This window comes from Janthinobacterium sp. CG_23.4 (genome assembly GCF_029892305.1).
GTDB classification, from domain to species: Bacteria; Pseudomonadota; Gammaproteobacteria; order Burkholderiales; family Burkholderiaceae_D; genus Janthinobacterium; species Janthinobacterium lividum_D.
Genome location: NZ_JARXUX010000001.1, coordinates 501414 through 524862, shown reverse-complemented (window position 1 = coordinate 524862; position 23449 = coordinate 501414). Strand labels below are relative to the sequence as shown.

Sequence of the window (23449 nt, the reverse complement as noted above, 5' to 3'; positions counted from 1 at the left end):
CATGTGGACCATTTATCTGAAAGAGTTGCTGGAACTCACGCGCGACCGCAAGACGCTGATCTTCACCATCCTCATCCCCATCTTTGCCATGCCGCTGATTTTTGGCGGCTTCGCCTACGTCTCGAACAATATGTTCAAGAATGCCAAGACGGCGGAAATGCGCTACACCCTGTTCGGCAAAGAACATTCGCCGGGCCTGAGCGCGCGTTTTGCGCAACAGTACAACTTGCGCGAAGTAGCGCTGGCCAGCGAGGCCGACATCGGCCGCGCCATCGGCGACGACAGCATCAAGTTTGCCGTCGTCATTGCGCCCCACTTTGAAGAAACGCTGGCGCAACAACGGCAAGCCAGGGTGACCCTGCATTACAACAGCGCCAGCACGGTCGACGTGACCCAGCAGCGGGTGCGCGAAATCATCGAGGCGTATAACGCCAGCCTGCGCGAAGGGGCGCTGTCGGCCCTGAACCTGAGTCCGGCCCAGCTCGCTTTTGCCCTGCACCCCATCGTGCTCGACAAGCAATCGACGGCCAACGAGCGCGAGCAGATGGGCGCCATCATCGGCGGTCTGCTGCCCTATCTACTGCTGATGGTGTGCCTGACGGCGGCCATGTATCCCGCCATCGACCTGGGCGCCGGGGAAAAGGAGCGCGGCACCCTGGAAACCCTGCTGCTGGCGCCCGTGCCGCGCAGCGCCATCGTGCTGGCCAAGTTTCTCGTGCTGTTTACCGTCGGCATGACGTCGGCGGTGCTGATGGTCGGCAGCATGGGCGCCCTGCTGGCCATCTTCGGCAGCTCGCTCGAAGGCCACATGGCTGTCCTGGTGCGCAGCATCGGCTGGCTCGATCTGGCCATGGTGACGCTGATGCTGGTGCCGACGGCGGCCATTTTCGCCTCGCTGCTGCTGTCGATCTCGATCTATGCAAAAAGCTACAAGGAAGCGACCGGCATGATCACACCCTTGATGATGTTTGTCATCCTGCCCACCGTGGCGGCCATGCTACCCGGCGTCGAACTGAACTGGATGTGGGCCATGGTGCCGCTGACGAATGTCTCGCTGGCCATGAAGGAGCTGGTAAAAGGCACCATGGATTACCGCATGTTCGGCGTGATCCTGGCCTCGACCACGCTGATCGCGGGTGCGCTGCTGATGCTGTGCCGCTGGTGGTTTAACCGCGAATCGGTCCTCTTTCGCAATTAGACGCAGTCAAAAGGCTGACGCGCAGGGGCCATCCACTCCGCGCATCTGCACTCTGGGCACGCGAAAAGACCGTGCATCGCATGCAACTGCCCAGTACGTCTTAAATTCAATACAATGCCTGCATACAGAAGCCCTGCAGCATCGGGCTGTAACGCATGAGTTAGGAGTTGTATGGAATTGCAGATCAGGAAATTGTCGAAGACCTACGCGAATGGCGTGGTGGCGCTCGATCAGGTATCGCTGACGATACCGCCCGGCATGTTTGGCTTGCTGGGCCCGAACGGCGCCGGCAAGTCGACCCTGATGCGCACCCTGGCCACCCTGCAGGAATGCGATTCCGGCGCCATTTTCTTCGGCGAGTACGACGTGCTCGACGATAAGGACGAGATCCGCCGCATGCTGGGCTACCTGCCACAAGACTTCGGCCTGTATCCGAAAGTGACGGCGTACGAGCTGCTCGACCACTTCGCCATGCTGAAAGGACTGTCGCAGCGGGCGCGCCGGCGCGAAGTCGTCGATGGCCTGTTACAACAGACCAATCTGTTCGACGTGCGCCACCAGCGCCTGGGCAGCTTTTCCGGCGGCATGCGCCAGCGCTTCGGCATCGCCCAGGCCTTGCTGGGCGATCCGAAACTGATCATCGTCGACGAACCGACGGCTGGCCTCGACCCGCAGGAACGCGTGCGCTTCCATAATTTGCTGTCCGACATCGGCGAAGACAAGACGGTGATACTGTCGACCCACATCGTGTCCGACGTGGCCGACCTGTGCGCCAACATGGCCATCATCAACAAGGGACATTTGCTGCTGTGCGGCAAGACCCAGGAACTCATCGATGAAGTCAGCTGCAAGATCTGGGCACGCTTTGTCGACAAGAAAGAACTGGCCAGCTTCCAGCAGCGCCACGCCGTCATTTCCACGCGCTTGCTGTCGGGCCGCACCCTGATCCACGTCTACAGCGACGACGATCCGGGCGACGGCTTCGAAGAAGCCATCGGCGACCTGGAAGACCTGTATTTCGCCACCATTGCCGGGCGCCACCGCGTCGCCCCGCAGTGCGACTGAGGGGACGGCCATGTTTGCCATCGCTCGCTTTGAAGCGCGACAGCGGCTCAAGCTGCTGTCCACCTGGGTGTATTTCGCCATGTTCCTGGCCTTGTCCATGCTGTGGATGGCCGCCGCCGGCGGCGTCTTCAAGGAAGCGAGCATCAGTTTTGGCGGCAAGTTCCTGATCAATGCGCCGCGCTCGCTGGCATTCACCTGCAGCGTGCTGGGCTGTTTCGGCGCCGTGGTGGTAGCCGCCATGATGGGCCGCTCGGTGCAGCAGGATTTCGAATACGGCATGCAGCATTTCTTCTTCAGCGCGCCGATCAAAAAATACCAGTATGTCTTTGGCCGCTTCCTCGGTGCCTACCTGGTGCTGGCCGCCGTGTTTTCCAGCATCGTGATCGGTGCGTGGCTGGGCACCTGGCTGCCCGGCATCGACCCGGAACGGCTGGGGCCGCAACGCGCGCTGGCCTACCTGATGCCGTACGTATTTACGCTGCTGCCGAACCTGTTCATCTTCGGCGCCATCTTCTTCGTCATCGCCGCCCTGACGCGGCGCATGCTGCCCGTCTACATCAGCTCGGTAGTCATGCTGATCGGCTACCTGGTGGCGCCCTCGCTGGCGCGCGACCTCGACTACAAGACCCTGGCCGCCCTGATCGACCCCTTCGGCACCACGGCGCTGATACGCCTGACGGAATACTGGCCGAATGCGCAGCGCAACACGCGCCTGGTGACCCTGGAAGGCGTATACCTGCTGAACCGCGCCATCTGGTCCGGCTTCGCCCTGGTGACCTTGCTGCTCGGTTACTGGCGCTTCCAGCTACACGCCACGACGGACGCCGGTGCCAGCAAGCGCCGCAGCGACGGCGACGTCCCGCTGCGCCTGTCGAAAGCGTCACTGTCGACGCAGCAAGCGCCTGATTTTGCGCAGCGCAAGCTGGCGTCCCTGCTGCTCAAGATGAGCTGGCTGAACCTGCGCGAAACCATCAAGAACATCTATTTTGTCGTCATCGTGCTGGCAGGCGTCCTGACCATGTATGGCGGCGCGCTCGACATGGGCTCGCTCTACGGCACGAATACCTATCCGACAACGGAAAAGGTGCTGCAAATGGTCAGCGCCTCGTTCGCCCTGTTCATGTTGATCATTACCACCTTCTATGCGGGCGAACTGGTGTGGCGCGAACGCGAGACGGGCACGCACTTGATGCTCGACGCCCTGCCCGTGCCAAACTGGCTGCCGCTGCTGTCAAAGCTGTTTGCGCTGATCGGCCTGCAAGCACTACTCAGCCTGGTCATCATGTTGTGCGGCATGTCGATCCAGATCTTCAAGGGCTATTACCGCCTCGACCCCGGCCTGTACCTGGAATCGCTATTCCTGTCGCACCTGCCGTCTTATGCGCTGATCGCCGTGCTGGCCATCTTTTTGCAGGTACTGATCAATCACAAGTATCTGGCATATTTCGCCATGATTGTGTACCACATCGCCAGCATCAGCTTTGCCTCGCTGGGCCTGGGCGACCCGCTGCTGCTATACGGCAGCACGCCGGACTTCGTGTATTCGGCCATGAACGGGGCCGGCCACTATGTCTTGCGTGAGCGCTGGTACTTGCTGTACTGGAGCGGCGCGGCCATCATGCTGACGCTGCTGTCGCTGCTGTTCTGGCCGCGCGGCGCGCAAGACAGCTGGCGCATCCGATTGCGCCTGGCGCGCCACGGCCTGACGCACGGTGTGCTGGCCAGCTTTGCCGGCGGCGCCCTGCTATTTCTCGGGACCGGCAGCGTGCTGTTCTACGTCTTCCACGTGGCCAACGATGACAAGTCCGAATTTGGCCGCGATGCGGACCGCGCCAGTATCGAGCGCCAGTACCGCAAGTTTGCCGCCACGGCGCAGCCGAAAATCACCGACGTGAAACTCGACGTGGCAATCTACCCGGCGCAGCGCACCCTGGCCGTCACGGGCCGCTATATGCTGCAAAACAAGACCAGCCTGCCGATCCGCCACATTTTTGTGCAACAAGATCCCACGTCTACCATGCGCCTGCGTTTCGATGCGCGCGTGCATCCCGGTCTCGATGACGCCAAGCTGGGCTTTTACAGCTACCGTCTGTCCGCGCCGCTGGCGCCGGGCGCCAGCCTGGGCCTCGATTTCGACATTTCCTATGCGCCGCGCGGCCTCTTCGGCCTGGGCCAGGACACGCCCGTAGTGGCTAACGGTACCTTCTTCACGAATGCCGTGCTGCCGCGCATCGGCTACCAGCCGCAGCAGGAATTGACAGACCCGCGCGACCGCAAGAAACATGGCTTGCCCGCGCGCGAACAGGTCTTGCCACGTGACGATGCACGCGGACTGGCCGACAATTACGTCAGCAACGACGCTGACCGCATCAACTTTGACGCCACCGTCAGCACCGTCGATGGCCAGACAGCCATCGCACCGGGCACGCTGAACAAGGACTGGATCGCCAAGGGCCGCCATTACTTCCATTACACGATGGACCTGCCTATCGTCAATTTCTACGCCTTCCAGTCGGCCCGCTACGCCGTCAGGCACGAGCGCTGGCAGGATGTGGGCATCGACGTGTATTACCATCCTGGCCATGAGTACAACCTCGAACGTTTCGTGCGCGGCAGCAAGGAAGCGCTCGATTACTACACGAAAAACTTCGGCCCTTACCAGCACAAGGTCTTGCGCATCGTCGAATTCCCCCGCTACGCCACCTTTGCACAGTCGTTCCCGAATACCATTGCATATTCGGAAGGCCTGGGCTTTATCGCCAAGGTCGATGACAAGAACCCGAAAGATATCGACTATCCGTTCTACGTCACGGCGCATGAAGTGGCGCACCAGTGGTGGGCGCATCAATTGGTGGGCGGTAACACGCGCGGCGCCACCGTCCTCAGTGAAACACTGGCCGAATATTCGGCCCTGATGGTGATGCAGAAAACCGTGGGGCCGGCGAAGATGCGCCGTTTCCTGCGCTATGACTTGAATCAATACCTGATAGGACGCAGTACCGAGCGCAAAAAAGAACTGCCGTTGGCCGAGACTGAAAACCAGGCTTACATCCATTACCACAAGGGCAGCCTGGCCATGTACTTGCTACAAGACATGATCGGCGCAGACAAAGTCAATGGCGTACTACGCGCGCTGCTCAAGACGCATGGCCAAAAAGGTCCGCCGTACGCCAGCGTGACGGCCCTGGTCCAGGGCTTGCGCCAGGTGACGCCGCCCGAGCATGCTTACCTGATCGATGATCTGTTCGAGAAAATCGTGTTGTTCGACAACCGTGCCCTGTCGGCCACGGCTACCAAGCGCAGCGACGGCAAGTACGCTGTCACCCTCAAGGTGCAGGCGAGCAAATTGACGGCTGGCGAACAGGGCGAGGAACACGACGCGCCCCTGCATGACTGGATCGAGATTGGCGTCGACGATGCGTATGGCCATCCGCTGTTGCGCGAGCGCCTGCGCATGACGGCGCGTGAAGCGCGCTATACCGTCATCGTCAATAGCCGGCCAGGCAAGGCAGGCATCGATCCCGACAACAAGTTGATCGACCGCAAGCCCGATGACAATATGCTCACTGTCGAGCTGGAAGAAACGTGACGAACAGTGGCCGTCTTCTTGGACGGCTGCTTGTTCAGTGTTGCGCGGGTATCAGGCGGCGGCGCCACGCGTCACCAGGCTAAGGCTAATGCCCATCTCCGTCAGTTGCTGCATGTCGGACAGGGTCAGCTCCAGCGAGGCATCGAGCGTATCGTCGCCATTCAACTCCAATTGCAGCTCGGCGACGATGCACGACATGCTGAACGTGACGCCGCGCGAGCGGCATTCGGCCAGGTAGCTGCGTATGCGCGAGGGCAGCACTTGGGATTTGGACGCCTGCGCGATGATCACTTCGAAGCCGGAATCGAGATGCATTCGACCCGCGCCTTTCTCCTCGCCCTTGCGCCATTGCCGTTCAGGATCGGTGGGCAAGACTTCGAGAATCGATTTGAGCGTGGGGTCGTCCCCATGCACCGACAGCTTCACCATATTCATATCGTACGACTTTCTAGTCAGGATTGCGCCAGGAAGATGGCGCAATCATCAGAACGACAAGTCTACGCATGGAAGACGGATATGTCCACGTGGCAATATTTAATTGCAGCCACTACTTTGTGCTGCGTCAACAGCAGGCGCCCCAGTGTTGTTACGCCGGCAAGGCATCCGTGCTTGCCTATTGGTAGCAGAGTAGCGAAGTCAACAACAAAAGAAGACAATTGATTTGATTGCTTCTCTATATATTTACAATGAACAACCGTGGGCGTCGCACACGCCGCCCAATTGCGCCTGCAACTTCGCCGGCTGTCCCAGAAAGTCCCCGATATCGATCACGGACAGCTTGCCGCTGCCATCGTCGAGCACAAACGTGGGAAAGCCCTGCCCGCCCACCTGCGCCAGCAACGTGCGACTGGCATCGATGTGCTGCTGCGTGGCAGCGCGCGCCTGCTGCACATATGCGCGCTCGAAGGCAGTGCCATCGAGGCCCAGTTCTTGCGCCAGCGCCACCAGCACAGGCAAGTCGGCGATGCGCAAGCCGTCCAGGTAATGGGCGCGCTGCACACGCTGCAGCATGTCCAGGCCCTTGCCGGCCAGCATTTCCGCAGCCAGGATGGCCGTGATCGGCGGTTCGGAATCGAGCATGACCGTGGTGTCGTTGAGCAAGCCGTTGACATAGGCGTCGCCAAATGGCTGGCCGGATAGCTGCTCGATGCGCCGGTCATGCGGCAAGACGTAACCGCGCCAGGCGGACGTGATCTGACGGCGATTGCTGCCCGTCATCATGCCGCCGCCATGGAACGCCAGCGCCAGCCCTGGCACGGCGCGCGCCGCCTCGACCAGCGGCGCGGCGCCGTAGCACCAGCCGCACAAGGGATCGAAAATATAATGCAGTGTGGGCATGACCCTATCCTTTATAAAAGACGTGAAAAACCGTCGCGAGCGACGCTAGTTCTGGCCAAGAAGCGCAACCGTGTCAGGCACGGGGCCGCCGAGGCAGTGAGCATCGCAGGCCGGAAATCGCGTCGCGCAATAGGTTTTTACCATTTCATTTCGCCTTTGGCCACTTTCGCACTGGTCTCCAGGGCACCATCGAGGCCCAGGCTCGGGTAGTGCTGTTTCATGGCCTTGATCAGGGCCGCCGAATTGGCGGCCTTGGCCGTTTCCGCTTCGAACGTCACCAGATAGTCGCGCGTAAAGCCGATACTGTCGGGCGTCAGGCTGGCACCGACCTGGAAGTGGCCGGGCACGACGGTAACAGGTTTCAGTGCGGCGATGCCATCGAGCGTCTTGAGCCAGTCCTGGCGCGATGCCAGACTTTGCGTATCGGCCGTCCACACGTGCAAATTGCCAAACAGCGCCACGCCGCCAACGACGGCCTTGATCGACGGAATCCACACATAGGTGCGCGATGGGGTCGGGCCCGAGATGCTCAGCGACTGGCCTTCGAGCGTAATGCTCTGGCCTTGCAAGGCGTCGGGAATGACGATGCTGTGCGGCGCATTGTCTTTCAGGATAGGGCCCCAGTAGGCGACCTTGGCATCGGCCTTGCGACGGATTTCGGCCACGGTTTCCGGCGTGGCGAGGATTTTTGCCTGCGGGAACGCTGCCTTGATCACATCAAGGCCAAAGTAAAAATCGGGATCGCTGTGGCTGATGTACACGGCCGTCAGCTTCTTGCCGCTGGCGTGTATCTTTTGCACCAGCTTTTGCGCTTCGGCGCGCGAAAACTGCGCATCGATCAGCACTGCATCATGCTGGCCCGCGACCAGCACGGAAGCGACGGGGAAAATGGCCGCTTCGCCCGGATTGAACACGTCCAGGGTCAAGGGAGCGCTGCTGGCTGCCGAGGCGGCGCCAGCGGCAAACACGGTGGCGACAAGAACGCTGCTGATGGATTTGGAGAACATGATGTACCTTCAGGAAATGATTGGGATGCCTGCATATTACGTTGCTTAATCCGGTAGAAAAACCGAGTAAATAGCAATTGTTTGTTGCGCATTTCGGCACAATCATCGCTGCAATCGGCCCCTGGCCAGCACGGGCGGGCAGCAGCGCCAGTGCGATACGCTGTTTTTTTACAGTCATGGTGTGCGCAAAAACGACACCAACGACGTCGGCGTCGCAGCGTTACAGAAGGTGTCACAACGTCATGAGGATGTCACATTAGCTTGCTATCTTGCTAGCTCTTTCAAACCAAGCCGGATGAACCACATGACACGCAGAAAAATTTCCGTCGCTGGCTGCAGCGTCGCCATTACCCTGATGCTGGCCGCCTGTGGCAGCGATGCCAAAAAAGAAGACGTGGCACCCGAAGTCCCACCGAAAAACGTCATCTTCTTCCTCGGCGATGGCATGGGCCTGACCACCATGACGGCAGCGCGCATCTACTCGGTGGGCGAAGACGGTGACCTGACCATGGACACGCTGCCAGAAACGGCCTTCGTCAAGACGTTCTCGAACGATGCACAAGTCACCGACAGCGCGCCCTCGATGGCCGCCTACATGACGGGCGTAAAGATGAACAATGAAGTCATTTCCATGTCGGCCAACACGCTCGCCATCGATCCGGGCAAGGATGCCAACGGCAACAAGCTGGTCAACAACTGCGGCACCAACAACGGCACGCCAGCGACCACCTTGATCGAACTGGCCAAGGCCAAAGGCTACGCGGCCGGCGTCGTCAGTACGGCGCGCGTGACGCACGCCACACCGGCAACCACCTACGCGCACATCTGCCACCGCGACCTGGAAAACGATATCGCTGCGGCCCTCGTGCCAGGCGGCGCGGGCTATAACAACGCCCTGGGCAGCACGGGCCTGGAAGTGGTGCTCGGCGGCGGCGCGCAATTCTTTACGCCATTCAAGAACGGCGGCAAGCGTTCCGACGACCGCGACTTGGTGGCCGAACTGAAAGCGAAGAGCTACACCATCGCCAACAACGCCACCGACTTCAAGGCCGTCGATGCTGCCAAGACGGACCGCCTGTTCGGCGTATTCACTTCCAGCCACATGAGCTACGACCTGGACCGCGATGCGACCAAAGAACCTAGCCTGGCAGAAATGACCACCAAGGCCATGGATGTATTGGCCAAGAACAAGAAGGGTTATTTCCTGATGGTCGAAGGTGGTCGCATCGACCATGCGCTGCACGAAACGACGGCCAAGAAGGCCCTGCAAGACACCGTCGCGTTCGATAACGCCATCAAGGCCGCCATCGAAAAAGCCAAGCTCACCGATCCGACCCTGGCCAATACCCTGATCGTCGTCACGGCCGACCATGACCACACCCTGGTGCTGAACGGCTACGCCAAGCGCACGGGCAAGACCGCTGCCGGCAACGCGGGCGTGCTGGGCGTGGTGAAGAACTACGTCACCGGCGCGGTCGAGAAAGACCTGGACGGCGCACCGTACTCGATCATCGGCTTCGGCAATGGCGAAAAACGCACGCAATCGAGCCGCGCCGCCATGGCAAGCCTGGACGATAGCGTCACCAGCGCCAACACCTACCATCAGGAAGCGGCGATACGCACTGCGGTCGGCAATGAAACCCACGGCGGTACCGACGTCTTCCTGGGCGCCATCGGCAAAGGTTCGGAAACCTTCCTGGGCACCATCGACAACACCACCGTATTCGGCCTGGTCAAGACCGCCGGCGGTCTGTAATCCCCAAGACACAAGAATTGGACAAGCACATGAAACTTGCATCGAAACCCGCCGCACTGCAATCGGCCCTGAAACTCTCCTTGCTCACTACGCTCGTGGCCGCCAGCGTCGCCAGCGCCTACGCCGCCGACGCCAAGAACGTCATCTTCTTCCTCGGCGACGGCATGGGCCCTTCCGTCGTGACGGCGGCGCGCATCTTCAAGTACAAGGAAGAGGGCAGCCTGAACATGGACAAGCTGGAACGCACGGCGCGCATCAAGACGTTCTCGAACGATGCGCAAACGACGGACAGCGCCCCATCGATGGCCGCCTACATGACCGGCGTCAAGATGAACAATGAAGTCATCTCGATGGCGAAGGAAACCATCGCCGTTGATCCGGGCCGCGACACTAACGGCAACCTGGGCGTGGACAACTGCCCGACAAGCGGCAAGAGCGTGCCGACCATCCTGGAACTGGCGAAAGCCAAGGGCAAGGCTGTGGGTGCCATCACCACCACGGAATTGACGCACGCCACGCCGGCTGCGACCTTCTCGCACATCTGCAACCGCAATGCGCAATACGCCATCGCCGCGCAAACGGCGCCGGGCGGGGCCGGCTACAACGCGGCCCTCGGTGACGGCGTCGACGTGCTGATGGGTGGCGGACGCAATCACTTCACGCCTTGGTCGGCCAGCAACAAGGGCGGCCGCGTCGACGGTCGCAACCTGTTGACGGAATTCGCGGCCAAGGGCTACACCGTGGCCGCGACGAAAGCGGAAATGCTAGCGGCGCCAAGCGGCAAGAAGTTCATCGGCCTGTACAGCGCAAAGAGCCACCTCGACTATGAACTGGACCGCACGACCAAGCCATCGGCCGACGGTGCCAACCAGCCTAGCCTGTCGGAAATGACGCTGAAAGCCATCGACCTGCTGTCGAAAAACAGCACTGGCTACTTCCTGATGGTCGAAGGTGGCCGCATCGACCACGCCTTGCACGGCATCAATGCCAAGCGCGCGCTGACGGACACCATCGCCTTCGACGACGCCATCAAGGCGGCCATCGACAAGGTCAAGGAAACTGATCCGAAGCTGGAAAATACCCTGATCGTCGTCACGGCTGACCACGACCACACGCTGGCGTTCAACGGCTATGGCAAGCGCGGCAATCCTATCCTCGACATCAACCGTGGCTACAAGGATAACCAGCCTAGCAAGGATGAAGACGGCAATACCTACACCACGCTGGTGTTTGGCAACGGCCCGAACCGCCCTGACCTGCGCACCAACATCGACAGCGCCACGGCCCTGTCCGACAACTACCTGCAAGAAACAGGTGTGCGTCTGGCCAGCGAAACCCACGGCGGCGGCGACGTCAAGCTGCTGGCCACGGGCGCCGGTGCCAAGGCCTTCAAGGGCACGCTGGACAACACCAAGGTATTTGACTTGCTGAAGGCGGCATTCGGCCTCTGATCTGCCTCAATACGGTAACCCCACAGGGGCGGATGGCATATGCCCTCCGCCCCGTTTGCACGATAAAGGCAACACCATGAAATCGACCCTGATCGCCGTCCTCCTCGCCGCCGGCTTCGCTGCTGGCGCGCAGGCGGCCGCCCCTGCCGCTCCCGCCGACCTGGACCTGGCCATCACCTATTACAGCCGCGTGCTGACGCCGGAAGGCGTGACACGCGAAAGCCGCTACGAAGAAAAAATGCTGCGCCGCCCCGGCCATGTCTGGGTTGAGCGCGTACTGGCGCCGTCGACCGACGCGCATGCAGGCCACAGCCACGGCGAGAACAAGAAAGTCGCCTTGAAAACCTCGGTCACGGCCACGGCCACGCAGCATGAACACAAGCATTTCAATCCCGTGCTGATACCGCGCCATGTGATGCTGGAAAAGAATACCGTACGCGTGGAATACATCGATGCGCACGACAAGATCGTCGTCTCCGTCCCCAAGGCCGAGTACGAAAACGTCAATTTTGACGGTTCCTGGGAAAACAGTTTTTATCTGCTGGACCCGAAACTGGTGAACGCCATGCCGCTGTCGAAACAGACATCGAACGTGCCGGGCGCACGCTGGCGCGAAGTGGAAAAAAATGGCGTGTTCCAGCGTATCCTGTGGGATGAGCAAAAGCAGATTCCCCTGCTCATCGAAAGCGGCGACCGCGCCAATACCTTCTATCGCCGGGTCGACGTCAAGCTGCAGCCGAGCGTCAGCAAGGCGCAGCCGTGGGCCAATTTGCAAAACTACGCGCAGCGCGAATACTCGGACTACCTCGACTAAGCACAAGACGCCACGCCGCGCCTGAAGTGCTCAAGGAAATACGACTGCTGACACCGGCCACAGTGCCAGACTGCCACACTGCGTCTTGAGGCACAGCTTCAGGACGTAAAAAAAGCCAGGGAAACCCTGGCTTTTTGCTCGCTGGCGGCGCCTTACTGCGCCGCTGCCGCTTTCTTCGCCGGCGCCTTCTTGGCGGCCGGCTTTTTCACTGCCGTTGCCTTCTTCACCGGTGCCTTCTTCACGGCTGCCGCTTTCTTGACGGCCGTTTTCTTCGCTGGCACTGCGCCTGCTTCGCCTTCCGCCTCGGTCGCTGCCGCCTTGCTCTTGGCTGCCGGCTTGGCGCCCGGCTTGGCCTTGCGCTCTTCAAACTCGAAGCTCACCTTGCCATCCTTGCCGCGCACGAGGAAGGCCTTGAACGGGCGACGGGTACGCTGCGAAACAAAGCCCGGCAACAAGTCCGTCTTGCCATCGTTGAGCAGTTTCATCATTTGTTCAGGCAAAATTTCCTGCTGCAAAATGATGCGGCCGCTGCGGAAATCGCAAGTCTTCGGTTTGGCGACGCTGTGTTCGCACACATAGGCCAGGCCCATCTCGTACACACCAGCGTTGCACTTGGGGCAAGGTCCCACAGGCGTCTGGCCCGTGAAATCGACGCCTTCGCCATCTTCGCCTTCGTCATTCTGGCCGAAATCGAATTCCAGCTTGCTATTCTTGATCTCTTCATCGCGCACGATACGCAGGATGGCGGCGAACGGACGGCCCATCTTCGAGCGGAAGCCTTGCAGCGGGCCGATGGTACGGTCCTTCAGCAATTGCTCCACTTCGGCGATTTCGAACTGGCGCGAACCGGGCGTCTTGCTCATCGAGAATTCGCACTTGGTGCAGGCGAAACGACGGTAGTTTTCCTTCACCAGGCCACTGCAATTCGGGCATGGCGTTACCAAAGTGGCATAGTCGCCCGGGATGGTGTCGTTATCGTATTCCTTGGCACGCTTGACGATGATTTGCGTCATCTGTGCGATTTCACGCATGAATTCTTCACGCGAAATCTTGCCTTTTTCCATCTGCGACAGCTTGTATTCCCACTCGCCCGTCAGCTCCGGCGCCGTCAATTCATTGACGCCCAAGCCTTTGAGCAAGGTCATCAGCTGCGAAGCCTTGGCCGTTGGAATCAGTTCGCGGCCTTCGCGGATCAGATAGCGTTCCGTCAACAAGCCCTCGATGGTGGCGGCGCGCGTCGCTGGCGTGCCGAGCCCCTTGCCGGCCATCGCATCGCGCAGCTCGTCGTCGTCGATCAGCTTACCAGCGCCCTCCATGGCCGACAGCAAGGTCGCCTCAGTGTAGCGCGCTGGCGGTTTGGTTACCAGGCCGTTGGCGCTGACGCTTTCCGTCTGCACTGTCTCGCCCTTGGCCACCGGCACCAGGTTGCCATTGCCATTGCTTTCCTTGTCAGCATCGGTCGACGCTTCCTTGCCGTAGATAGCCAGCCAGCCCGGATTGGTCATGACCTTGCCTTCAGTCTTGAACTGATGACCGGACACTTCCGTGTAGCGCGTGGTGACCTGGAATTCCGCAGGCGGGAAAAACACCGCCATGAAGCGGCGCGTGACCAGGTCATACAGCTTCTGTTCCGGCTCGGACAGATTTTTCGGCGCGATCGTCGTCGGGATGATCGCGAAGTGATCCGAAATCTTGGTATTGTCGAAGATGCGCTTGTTCGGCTTGACCCAGCCCTTGTCGATGATCTGCTTGGCGAACTGGTGGTAGTTGCTATTGTCCTTGACCGTTTCCAGCGCCTGCAGCACGGTCGGCATGTAGTCTTCCGGCAAGTGGCGCGAATCGGTACGCGGATACGTCAATACCTTGTGCTTTTCATACAATGCCTGGGCCAGGCCCAGGGTGTTCTTGGCCGAAAAGCCGAAACGCGAGTTCGCTTCGCGCTGCAAACTGGTCAGGTCGAACAGGCCCGGCGCCATCGAAGTGGTCGGCTTCGACTCTTCCGTGACGTTACCTTGGCGACCGCGGCAAGCGGTGGCAATCGAATCGGCAGCCGTCTTGCTCCACAGGCGCTCGGCGCGCTTCTCAGGGTCGTTCTCGTCCTTCTTGAACTTCGTGTCGAGCCAGCGGCCTTCATAGATGCCGGCCGCACAGACGAATTCGGCGCGCACTTCCCAGAAGTCGCGCGGCACGAATTTTTTAATTTTGTCTTCGCGTTCGACCACGATGGAGAGCGTCGGCGTCTGCACGCGCCCCACGGTGGTCAGATAAAAACCGCCTTCTTTCGAATTGAACGCGGTCATGGCACGCGTGCCATTGATACCGATCAACCAATCGGCTTCCGAGCGGCAGCGCGCCGCGTCTGCCAGCGGCAGCATTTCTTCATCGCTGCGCAGGTGCGAAAAACCGTCGCGGATGGCGCCCGGCGTCATCGACTGCAGCCACAGGCGCTTGACCGGTTGCTTGGCCTTGGCATTTTGCGCGATCAGGCGGAAAATCAGCTCGCCTTCACGCCCCGCATCGCATGCGTTGATGAGGGTGGTAACGTCTTTGCGTTTAATCAGCTTGTTTAATACTTTGAGGCGCGCTTCCGTCTTGGCGATCGGGTTCAGCGCGAAATACGGTGGAATCATCGGCAGGTGCGCGAAACTCCATTTGCCGCGCTTCACGTCGAATTCTTCCGGTACGGCGATCTCCAGCAAGTGGCCGACCGCGGACGACAGGACGTATTCATCCGATTCAAAGTACTCATCGTGCTTGGTGAAGCCGCCAAGCGTCTTCGCGATATCGTTCGCGACAGAAGGCTTCTCGGCGATGATGAGGGTTTTTGTCATATTTTTTAGTCTCGAAAAATGCTCTAGGATAGTTTCAGCATGCGCATCATACAGTGCATTGCCAGGCGCCGACGCTTTTGTCTGCGCAAGGCCTGGTGACTTGTAGTCTTGTCAAGCGACCAATGATAAGCGCCTATTGAAGAATTCGGCAAGTTATCTGCAAGCAGGAATGCACAGACGCAAACACCATCGCTTAGCGTGCCCGCTGCTGCCGCACATCGTCAAGGGGTGGCGCTGCAGCGGCGTCAGGGTCAAGGTCAGTCTGGCAATTGTGCGCAAGACAGCGCAGGCAGCATAGCCAGGTTCAGCACACAAGATTCAGGGCAAGGAAGCGCCACGCTGCGATGGACGTTTCTATTAGTGTAGCAGGCGGGGAGGCAGGTCTTCGTCGTCGACGAACAAGTCATCGAACATCAGGGCATCCGGTTCCTTGCCCTGGCTCCACAGCAGCATCAGCACGATGACTTTCAGCTTACCCAGCGAAACGGGAGCCTCGTCAAGCGCGAGCGCGCGCTCGATGACGATTTCACGCTGCAGCGGCGAAAGCACCTTGGCGCTTTCCAGGAACTGGATGAAGCCGATGGCGGCCGTGCCCAACACCTCGCTTTCCTGCTTCACGTAGAAGCGCGTGCCGGTGCAGCTGGCAGTGAGGGTTTGCTCGACGCCGGCCATGGCGTTCAAGTCCGTCAGCCAGACGAGCGCTTCGGAAATCTCCACGTCGTCGAAACCGACGGCCGACAGCTTGCGCGCCAGGACAGCCGGCTCGGGGCAGGCGTCGGGGCGATAGTAAGTCTCGTAGAGGTACACCAGGATATCGAACATGACGCTACTTTATCAGCTAAGTTCGCATCGGCACAAGGGTGTGCGCCGACAAAGCGCCGCCGCGCGGCAAGCCCGCCACACCAGTGACAAGTTGTCATTTACAGCGTTGAAACAGGCCTCCCGGCAGGCGTTCAAGCAAGCCTGCCAGCTCCAGCGCCAGCAATTGGCCCATCAGCGCGCCCATGGCCAGGCCGCTGCGCGCGGCCAGGGTATCGGCATCGAGGGGATCATGGCCCAGTGCGGCCAGTAGCGGCGTCTCTTCTTGCACCGCTGGCCGCACGCTAGGGACGCCGGGAACGCAGCCCAGCCAGCGCAACTCTTGCAACACGTCATCGGCCGACTCGACCAGCTTGGCGCCCTGCTTGATGAGCGCATGGCAACCCTTGGCCAGGGTGGCGTGAATGGAGCCGGGCAAGGCAAACACATCGCGCCCCTGCTCGCCGGCCAGGCGCGCCGTGATCAGTGAACCCGAGTGTGCGGCCGCCTCGATCACCAGCACGCCGCGCGCCAGGCCGCTGATCAAGCGGTTTCGGCGCGGAAAATTAGCAGGCATGGCCGGCAAGCCCAACGCATATTCGCTGACGATGCAGCCCTGCTCGGCAATTCTTTGCGCCAGATCAAAGTTGCGGCGCGGATACACCAAATCGGCGCCCGTACCGATCACGGCCACGGTAGCGCCCACGCCGCGCAAGCCGCCCTCGTGCGCATGCGTATCGATGCCCAGCGCCAGCCCGGAAATGATGCTCAAGCCTGCCGCGCTGAGGGCGTGGGCAAAGGCGGCCGCATTGTGCATGCCTTGCGCGCTGGCATTGCGGCTGCCGATGATGGCCACGCTGGGACGCGACAGCAGTTCCACCCGCCCGCGTACATATAATAGTGGCGGCGGATCGGCGATTTCCAGCAGCAGGGGCGGATACGCGGCATCGGCCAGGGTCAGCACGGCATTGCCGGGTTGCTGCAGCCACTGCAAGGTGAGCGCCAACTGGCTGTTGGCCACCGGTTTGGGCGGCTGCACGATGGCACGCGCCACGCTGGCTGGCACCACCTCGCGCAAGGTATCGAACGGGGCGGCAAAGATGAGCGGCGGCAAGCCGAAGCGGGCTAGCAAGGCGCGCGCCGCCACCGGCCCCACGCCGGGCAGATGCTGCAGGCGCAGCCAGCCGGCCAATTCCGTGGCCGTGTCTGCCGTCGTTGACATTGCATGCATGACAACCTCACTGTGTGCTGTAGCATCCCATGCTAGCGCCGTGGCGCACGCGCGATACCGACACGCGCAAGGATGCGTGCCATGGCGCGGCAAAACGGCCCTTCATGCACAGCGTCATGAGCGTCTGTGATAAAATTTCTCTTTGCAGCAAACGAATAGCGCACTGGCAAACGCATCTGCCGCGCCGTTGCGCCACACGCGCCTTACCGTAGCGTACTCAAAACAAATAGCCCTGCCATCGTCCGTATGGCCCTGGCATGAATAATCTGGCGCACCGGCGCCCACCTTAACCAGTCGAATCCGTATGTCCATATTAAATATCCTGCGTTACCCCGATCCTCGCCTGCACACGATCGCCAAGCCTGTCACCGAATTTGACGAGCGCCTGCAAACCTTGATCAACGACATGGCAGAAACCATGTACGAAGCCCCCGGCGTCGGCCTGGCCGCGTCGCAAGTGGATGAGCATATCCAGATGATGGTGATCGACATCACCGAAGAGAAAAACCAGCTGCAAGTACTGATCAACCCGGAAATCACCTGGGCCAGCGAAGAAAAGCAGATCTACGACGAAGGCTGTCTGTCCGTGCCTGGCGTCTACGATGGCGTCGAGCGCCCGGCCCGCATCAAGGTGCGCGCGCTGGACCGCCACGGCAAGCAGTTCGAGCAGGAAGCCGACGGCTTGCTGGCCGTCTGCATCCAGCATGAGATGGATCATATGCTGGGCAAGGTATTCGTCGAATACCTGTCGCCGCTCAAGCGCAACCGCATCAAGACCAAGATGGTCAAGGAACTCCGTGGTCTCGAACGCGAAGCGAGCCTGCGCGCACAAAATCGCCGTTTCTGAAAACACATTGTCCGCCGCTTTTGCGGCACTGCTGATAGACTAAGCAGCAACAGTAGTCGTTATACCACGCCAGCCTGGCGCCTCCGGCACTGGCCTGCGCACCTCACGTCAAGGATGCATATGAAAGTGATCTTCGCAGGCACGCCTGAATTCGCCGCCACGGCACTGAAAGACTTGCACGAAGCGGGATTCGATATCCCGCTGGTGCTGACCCAGCCCGACCGCCCTGCAGGACGCGGCATGCAATTGCATGCCTCGGCCGTCAAGCAATACGCGCAGCAGCATGGCATCGAAGTGCTGCAACCGTTGTCGCTGCGTATGGACAGCAAGGACCCGCAGCGCGCCGCCGAGGCAACAGCGGCCCACGCGCGCCTGCTGTCGCTTGACTACGATGTGATGGTCGTGGCGGCCTACGGCTTGATCTTGCCGCGCAGCACGCTCGACATCAAACCCTGCATCAATATTCACGCTTCATTGCTGCCACGCTGGCGCGGTGCTGCGCCTATCCACCGCGCCATCGAGACCGGCGACGATGAAACAGGCGTGACCATCATGCAGATGGAAGAAGGCCTCGATACGGGCCCCATGCTGGCCATCGGGCGCATGCCCATCGAAGCGGGCGATTCGACCGCCAGCCTGCACGACAAGCTGGCCATGCTGGGCGGCAAGATGATCGTCGAGACCCTGCGCAAGATGCAGCAGCAGCCGTTGGAAGCGGTACCTCAGCCGGAAGCGGGCGTGACCTACGCCGCAAAAATCGCCAAGGACGAGGCCGCGCTCGACTTCAGCCAGCCGGCGCTGGAACTGGGCCTGAAAATTCGCGCCTTCAACCCCTTCCCCGGCGCCTGCGGCCAGGTCGATGGCGTGACCATCAAGATCTGGGCCGCCGACGTGCTCGAAGCGGACAGCAAGGAAGCGCCAGGCCAGGTACTCGCGGCCGACGCCCAGCACGGCATCGTCGTGGCCTGCGGCAATGGCTCACTGCGCCTGACGGAACTGCAAAAACCGGGCGGCAAGCGCCTGCCGGCAGCCGAATTCATCAAGGGCTTCCCGCTCGAAGGCAAACGTTTCGTTTAATTCAGCCCCCAACTAGCCCGGCGGCCAGCACTGCATGGACCAGCTGACTACCCTGCGCGCCTTGCGCCGCGTCGTGGAACTGGGCAGTTTCACGGCTGCCGGCGCCGCGCTGGGCATCTCGCATTCCATTGTGTCGCGCCAGATCCGCCAGCTGGAAAGCCAGTTGGGTGCCCAGTTACTCAATCGCACGACACGCCGCTTCGCCCTGACGGCCGCCGGCCGGGAATACTATCTGGCCAGCCGCGACATCCTGGACGCGCTCGATGCGGCCGACCGCGCCGTCGCCATGCACCAGGCGCAGCCGTCCGGCTGCCTGCGCATCAATGCACCGACGGCCTTCGGCACGCTGGAACTGGCCGCCTGGCTGCCTGCCTTCACCCGGCACTACCCACACATACACATCGACCTCGTCTGTAATGACCGCATCGTCGACCTGCTCGACGATGGCTTCGATGTGGCGCTGCGCCTGGCGCGCGGCTTGCCCGATTCCACTCTGGTAGCGCGCCAGCTGGCCAGCAGCCGCACGCTGGCAGTTGCCTCGCCCGCCTACTTGGCCCGCCATGGCCATCCGGCCACGCCGCAAGACCTGGCGCAGCACAATTGCTTGATGTACACAGCCGGCGACAAGCCGGCAGAATGGCTGTTCACCGACGCCGGCGGCAGCGTGCACAAGGTTGCCGTACGCGGCAGCCTGCAAGCCAATACCAGCATCGCACTGCGCGAGGCCGCCGTGGGCGGCATGGGTATCGCCGGCGCAGCCGCCTTCATCGTGCGCGATGCGCTGCGCAGCGGCAAGCTGCTGGAGGTATTGCCCGGCTACACCTTGCGTCCACGAACCCTGTACGCACTGTACCCGCACAGCCGTCAGTTGTCGCCCAAGGTCAGGGCCTTCGTCGATTTTGCCGTGCAGCACTATCAGGATCGCTACTGGGATTGATCAAGGCTGCAGCAGCGCCTTGCGCATGGCGCGAAACTGCTGCGTCAAGCCGGCATAACCCCAGGCCGCCTGACGCGCGTCATGCACGTGGATATAGCTGACGTCATGCAATTCGCCCAGACACTCCTGCATGGCCGCGAACACGGCGGCGATATACGCGGTCTTTTCCGCTGCCGTATTGGTTTCATCGCTGATCAGGATATCGAGGAAAAAACTCGTCTTGCCCTGCGCCTGCAGCGATGGCCCGCCGACAAACCAGTGCGCCGCATCGGCATGGCTGATTGCCACCGACGTCAATTCGGGTGCCTTGTGCAGCAACTGCGCCGTCAAGGCGCTCAGGGTAGCGGCGATGGCCGCGGACTGGCGCGCATCAGGCGCGCTGGATAAAAGCAGGTTCAGGATGGGCATGGGAAGCTCCGCAAGTTGATGAAGACACATTCTAGGCAGGCGCGATGGAAAGTGGCAGCCTGCGCCAGGCACAGGATCTGTGCAGTATGTGCACCAATGCCTGCGCCTATAAAAAATGAAATAAAAAAAGGGCTTGCCGCGGCAAGCCCTTTTTGCATTCAGCGCCCTTGCCTAGCGGCGCTGCACCTGCATCAAACGTCCGCCCACGGACGACGACAGGCTGACCTCGTAACGTCCACCGGCCGGCAAGGCGCTCACATCAACACTGGCTTTGCCGCCCGTCAACTCACTGGCGACCAAAGTCTTGCGGCCATCGACGCCTACGTGCAGCACGGCTGCGTATGGCTCCAGGTCGGCATTCCAGGCCAGCGCCAGCTTGCCGCCGCTTTGGGTCGCCTCAAACGTCGCCTCGTTGGCGGCGGCCTTGCTGCGGCGCGCGGGACGCTCCAGCTTGGCCAAAGCCTTGCCATTTTCCAGCACTTCCACGTCACTGATGTCTCCCGGATTGGCGAAGCTGACGCGGAAATGGCGCATGGCAGTGCCGCCATGGTCGGCCACGGACACGCCATCGAAAGGCAAATCAATCGTCTGCCCTGACGCTGTCAACACCCGCAAGGTATATGCATGGCCACTGCCGCTGGCAGCGCTACCGATGCGCGCCGAGGAGGCAACGGCAGGACGCAGCCCCACGCCGGCGGTAGTGATGCGACCGGAAATGGTCAGATAGCCATGCTCGGGCTCGGACATGCTGGCGGCAAGTACATTGCTGCCTGTCATCAGCGTGCTGCGCTTTTCCAGGAATTGCTGTATCCGCGCATAGCTATAGTCCGAGAACCAGGCACCGCTGCAATAACTCATTACGTCCTTCATCGCCGTGCTGCCATAGACTGCCTTGCTCAGCTGGCCAATGCTGCCCGCATAGTCACTGTTGTACAGCGGTTGCGGTCCCAGCTCGCCATTGGTATACGGGTAGAAGATATCCGCATTCGCAGGACTGCCGCAGGCAACGTGTTCCAGCGAGTGATTGTGGCCCAGCTCATGCACCAGCGTGGTCAGCCATTGAGGCCAGCTATTGGCGAAGGGATCGACAGCGGCATTGTTGTTGAACCTGGCGTCCAGGCCGATAGCCGCCGTGAAATCGCCGCTGCTGCCGGTGCGCTTGTTGATGTAGGCCAGGCCGGCGACGCGGGTGGACGACATTTTCGGCAAAAAACCATAATAATAGGCGCCACTATCTTCCTGAGCACGCTTATTGTTCAGGGTTTCCAGCGTCGTGTTCCACCAACCGTCGGCCGTGCTGCTACCTGGTATGCTCAGTGGGGCAAGCGTAGTAATGCTGATATTTTCTGCTGCATACGGATAGACACGAGTCAGTGCAGTACGAATCACCTCGGCGTCAGGCAGTTGTGCCAAGCCATCATCGGTGCTCAAGGGCACGAGTACCAGGCGGATGCGCGCCGCGCTGGACACGGTCGGCGCCGCTTCCTGACTGACCTGCGTGCCATCATTGCCCACGGCAGTCACGCGCACGCGCACGCCGGGGAAGATCCAGCCTGCCGGCAAAACGGCACTGAAATTGCCGTTGAAACTGTAATCGCTTTTCGTCGTCGGCAACACCGACGGGCCATTCATGTTGATGCTGCCGAGGTTGCTGCCATCGGCAGCCGTGGCGTTCAGGGTCACGGCCGGGCTGCTGCGGCCCGCCTGGGTGCCGAGCACGGACACGCGCACGGCGGCCGATTTACCGCGCGTCAGGCGCAAGGCTCCATTACTGGCGTTCAGGTTCAATACCTGCGCGAAATCAATGCTGCTCAGGGTGAAGGCCGACACCGTGCCCGCATTCACGGCTATGCGCGAAGTGGCAGACAGCATCACGTTACCCGTTGCTGAAGCTGGTGCGGACAACACCAATAGGCTGGCACTGGCGCTGACGATGGTCGCAGGCGTACTGCCGACGGAAGCGCTGCTAACCTGGTCGAGGTTGCTGCCCTGCACAGTCACCGACAAGGTGGCGCCGTTGACGAACGTGCTGATCGACGTCACTGCCACGCTCGGCAAGACCGTGTAGGTGTCGCTGCTGATGACATTATTGTACGGACCGCTCACCGTCAGCGTTCCCGTTGCCGCGCCCGCAGGCACCAGCACGGTCATGCTGCTGGCGGTCTGGCTTTGCGGCTTCACCGACGCACCAGTGCCAAACTTCACATCCGTCACGGCGCCCATGCCGGTACCCGTGATCGTCACGCTGGAACCGACTTCGCCTGCCAATGGCGCGACACTGCCCACGCTTAATGGCAGGTACACATTGACGTTATAGCTGGTGGCCGCCGTGCCGCTGGCGCTGACCAGGCTCAAGGCGCCCGTGACGGGCAGGCCCGGCATGGCCAAGGTCACGCTGCTGTCGCTGGCGGCGCCGATGACAAGCGTCACGCCGCCCACCTGGAAGGCCGTCACACGGCTCAGATTCGTGCCCGTCACCACCAGGCTGCCACCAACGGCAACATTCGTCGCCGAGACGGCCGTCACGGCAGGAATCACCACCGGATTACCGGCGGTGGTCGACACCACGCTATCGCCTCCACCCCCGCCTCCGCCGCAAGCGGACAGGCCCAGCATGAGAAACAATGCAATAAGAAAATGGTTTTTCATGGCTGGGATCCATATTGATGCTGCGCAATACAGGGAAGCGCAAAAGTAAAATGTAACATATTGGTGATTTTTAGTGAGAATTTAATTTCCAGGAATGACTATTATCAGCCAATTCGATTCCATAAGGCAACTATTGATACTTTTAATTTAATCGGTTTCGATAATAACTAAAAATCTGCTTGGCAAATTACATTCAGAGAATCATTTCATTCACTCTGTATTAGATTCATTGAAACTTATTTTCCTTTATCGCGATTGCCATTCAACTCATTAAAAATAGGCAGAGACGGCACGCGCAATGGAAGCATTTCTGCACCGCCCGGACAAGATATTTTCCTGATAACCCGGGTGGAAAAATGAACGTTTTTGCCTGGATTTTCAGGCATGTCATTGTCAGCGGGGACGCCCGCTTGCCGCCACGGCACTGGCCATGGCGCCGTTGTGTTGCGCGAA

General features: G+C 60.6%; 18 protein-coding genes. 9 read left to right on the top strand and 9 right to left on the bottom strand.

What is annotated here, in order from left to right:
• Window position 1: 1 nt before the first annotated feature.
• The 3 genes from H4V96_RS02345 (at window position 2) to H4V96_RS02335 (ending at window position 5852) form a co-directional block, all read left to right on the top strand.
• On the top strand, window positions 2–1198 hold the full coding sequence (locus H4V96_RS02345; RefSeq protein WP_196856076.1) for an ABC transporter permease: 1197 nt from the start codon (window positions 2–4) through the stop codon (window positions 1196–1198).
• A 171-nt stretch (window positions 1199–1369) separates the two neighbouring features.
• Entirely contained in the window at window positions 1370–2263 is an 894-nt protein-coding gene (locus tag H4V96_RS02340; RefSeq protein WP_010393267.1) for an ABC transporter ATP-binding protein, read from the top strand.
• Between the two features lie 10 nt (window positions 2264–2273).
• Window positions 2274–5852 (top strand): M1 family aminopeptidase, encoded by a 3579-nt coding sequence (locus H4V96_RS02335; protein ID WP_196856077.1) that lies wholly within the window; start codon window positions 2274–2276, stop codon window positions 5850–5852.
• Between the two features lie 51 nt (window positions 5853–5903).
• Here H4V96_RS02335 and H4V96_RS02330 read toward each other — a convergent pair whose 3' ends face one another.
• The 3 genes from H4V96_RS02330 to H4V96_RS02320 all read right to left on the bottom strand — a co-directional run bounded on the left by H4V96_RS02330 (window position 5904) and on the right by H4V96_RS02320 (window position 8197).
• A complete protein-coding gene (locus H4V96_RS02330) occupies window positions 5904–6287 on the bottom strand; it encodes a hypothetical protein (RefSeq protein ID WP_280720674.1) in 384 nt (127 codons plus the stop codon).
• 246 nt (window positions 6288–6533) lie between these two features.
• Entirely contained in the window at window positions 6534–7190 is a 657-nt protein-coding gene (locus H4V96_RS02325) for a DsbA family protein (RefSeq protein ID WP_196856079.1), read from the bottom strand.
• 137 nt (window positions 7191–7327) lie between these two features.
• On the bottom strand, window positions 7328–8197 hold the full coding sequence (locus H4V96_RS02320) for an MBL fold metallo-hydrolase (protein ID WP_196856080.1): 870 nt from the start codon (window positions 8195–8197) through the stop codon (window positions 7328–7330).
• A 355-nt stretch (window positions 8198–8552) separates the two neighbouring features.
• Between H4V96_RS02320 and H4V96_RS02315 the strand changes: the two genes are divergently transcribed.
• From H4V96_RS02315 to H4V96_RS02305, 3 genes are all read left to right on the top strand, one after another.
• Complete coding sequence (locus H4V96_RS02315) at window positions 8553–9953, top strand: alkaline phosphatase (protein WP_261980950.1); 1401 nt, start codon at window positions 8553–8555, stop codon at window positions 9951–9953.
• A gap of 29 nt (window positions 9954–9982) precedes the next feature.
• Complete coding sequence (locus H4V96_RS02310; RefSeq protein ID WP_196856081.1) at window positions 9983–11404, top strand: alkaline phosphatase; 1422 nt, start codon at window positions 9983–9985, stop codon at window positions 11402–11404.
• A 76-nt stretch (window positions 11405–11480) separates the two neighbouring features.
• A complete protein-coding gene (locus H4V96_RS02305; protein WP_082261021.1) occupies window positions 11481–12218 on the top strand; it encodes a hypothetical protein in 738 nt (245 codons plus the stop codon).
• Between the two features lie 152 nt (window positions 12219–12370).
• Here the strand turns inward: H4V96_RS02305 and H4V96_RS02300 are convergent, their stop codons facing one another.
• From H4V96_RS02300 to dprA, 3 genes are all read right to left on the bottom strand, one after another.
• Complete coding sequence (locus H4V96_RS02300; protein WP_196856082.1) at window positions 12371–15049, bottom strand: DNA topoisomerase III; 2679 nt, start codon at window positions 15047–15049, stop codon at window positions 12371–12373.
• Window positions 15050–15406: 357 nt separating this feature from the next.
• Window positions 15407–15871 (bottom strand): DUF494 domain-containing protein, encoded by a 465-nt coding sequence (locus H4V96_RS02295; RefSeq protein ID WP_196856083.1) that lies wholly within the window; start codon window positions 15869–15871, stop codon window positions 15407–15409.
• Window positions 15872–15965: 94 nt separating this feature from the next.
• Window positions 15966–17078 carry a DNA-processing protein DprA gene (gene dprA, locus H4V96_RS02290; protein ID WP_196856084.1) on the bottom strand — a complete coding sequence of 371 codons (1113 nt, stop codon included), beginning with the start codon at window positions 17076–17078 and terminating at the stop codon, window positions 15966–15968.
• A gap of 304 nt (window positions 17079–17382) precedes the next feature.
• On the opposite strand from dprA, the gene def reads away from it, so the two are divergent.
• The 3 genes from def to H4V96_RS02275 all read left to right on the top strand — a co-directional run bounded on the left by def (window position 17383) and on the right by H4V96_RS02275 (window position 19939).
• Window positions 17383–17925 carry a peptide deformylase gene (def, locus tag H4V96_RS02285; protein ID WP_196856085.1) on the top strand — a complete coding sequence of 181 codons (543 nt, stop codon included), beginning with the start codon at window positions 17383–17385 and terminating at the stop codon, window positions 17923–17925.
• A gap of 120 nt (window positions 17926–18045) precedes the next feature.
• The gene (gene fmt, locus H4V96_RS02280) at window positions 18046–19002 is read left to right on the top strand and encodes a methionyl-tRNA formyltransferase (RefSeq protein WP_010393238.1); all 957 of its coding nucleotides are present in this window, start codon (window positions 18046–18048) and stop codon (window positions 19000–19002) included.
• Window positions 19003–19036: 34 nt separating this feature from the next.
• The gene (locus H4V96_RS02275) at window positions 19037–19939 is read left to right on the top strand and encodes a LysR family transcriptional regulator (RefSeq protein ID WP_196856086.1); all 903 of its coding nucleotides are present in this window, start codon (window positions 19037–19039) and stop codon (window positions 19937–19939) included.
• Here the strand turns inward: H4V96_RS02275 and H4V96_RS02270 are convergent, their stop codons facing one another.
• The 3 genes from H4V96_RS02270 to H4V96_RS02260 form a co-directional block, all read right to left on the bottom strand.
• Entirely contained in the window at window positions 19940–20347 is a 408-nt protein-coding gene (locus tag H4V96_RS02270; RefSeq protein WP_196856087.1) for a 4-oxalocrotonate tautomerase family protein, read from the bottom strand. It abuts the gene before it with no gap.
• 171 nt (window positions 20348–20518) lie between these two features.
• Window positions 20519–22996, bottom strand: a complete 2478-nt coding sequence (locus tag H4V96_RS02265; RefSeq protein WP_280720673.1) for an IPT/TIG domain-containing protein — start codon at window positions 22994–22996, stop codon at window positions 20519–20521.
• A 236-nt stretch (window positions 22997–23232) separates the two neighbouring features.
• Window positions 23233–23382: a hypothetical protein gene (locus H4V96_RS02260; protein WP_280720672.1), complete on the bottom strand. Its 150-nt coding sequence runs from the start codon at window positions 23380–23382 to the stop codon at window positions 23233–23235.
• Window positions 23383–23449: the final 67 nt, after the last annotated feature.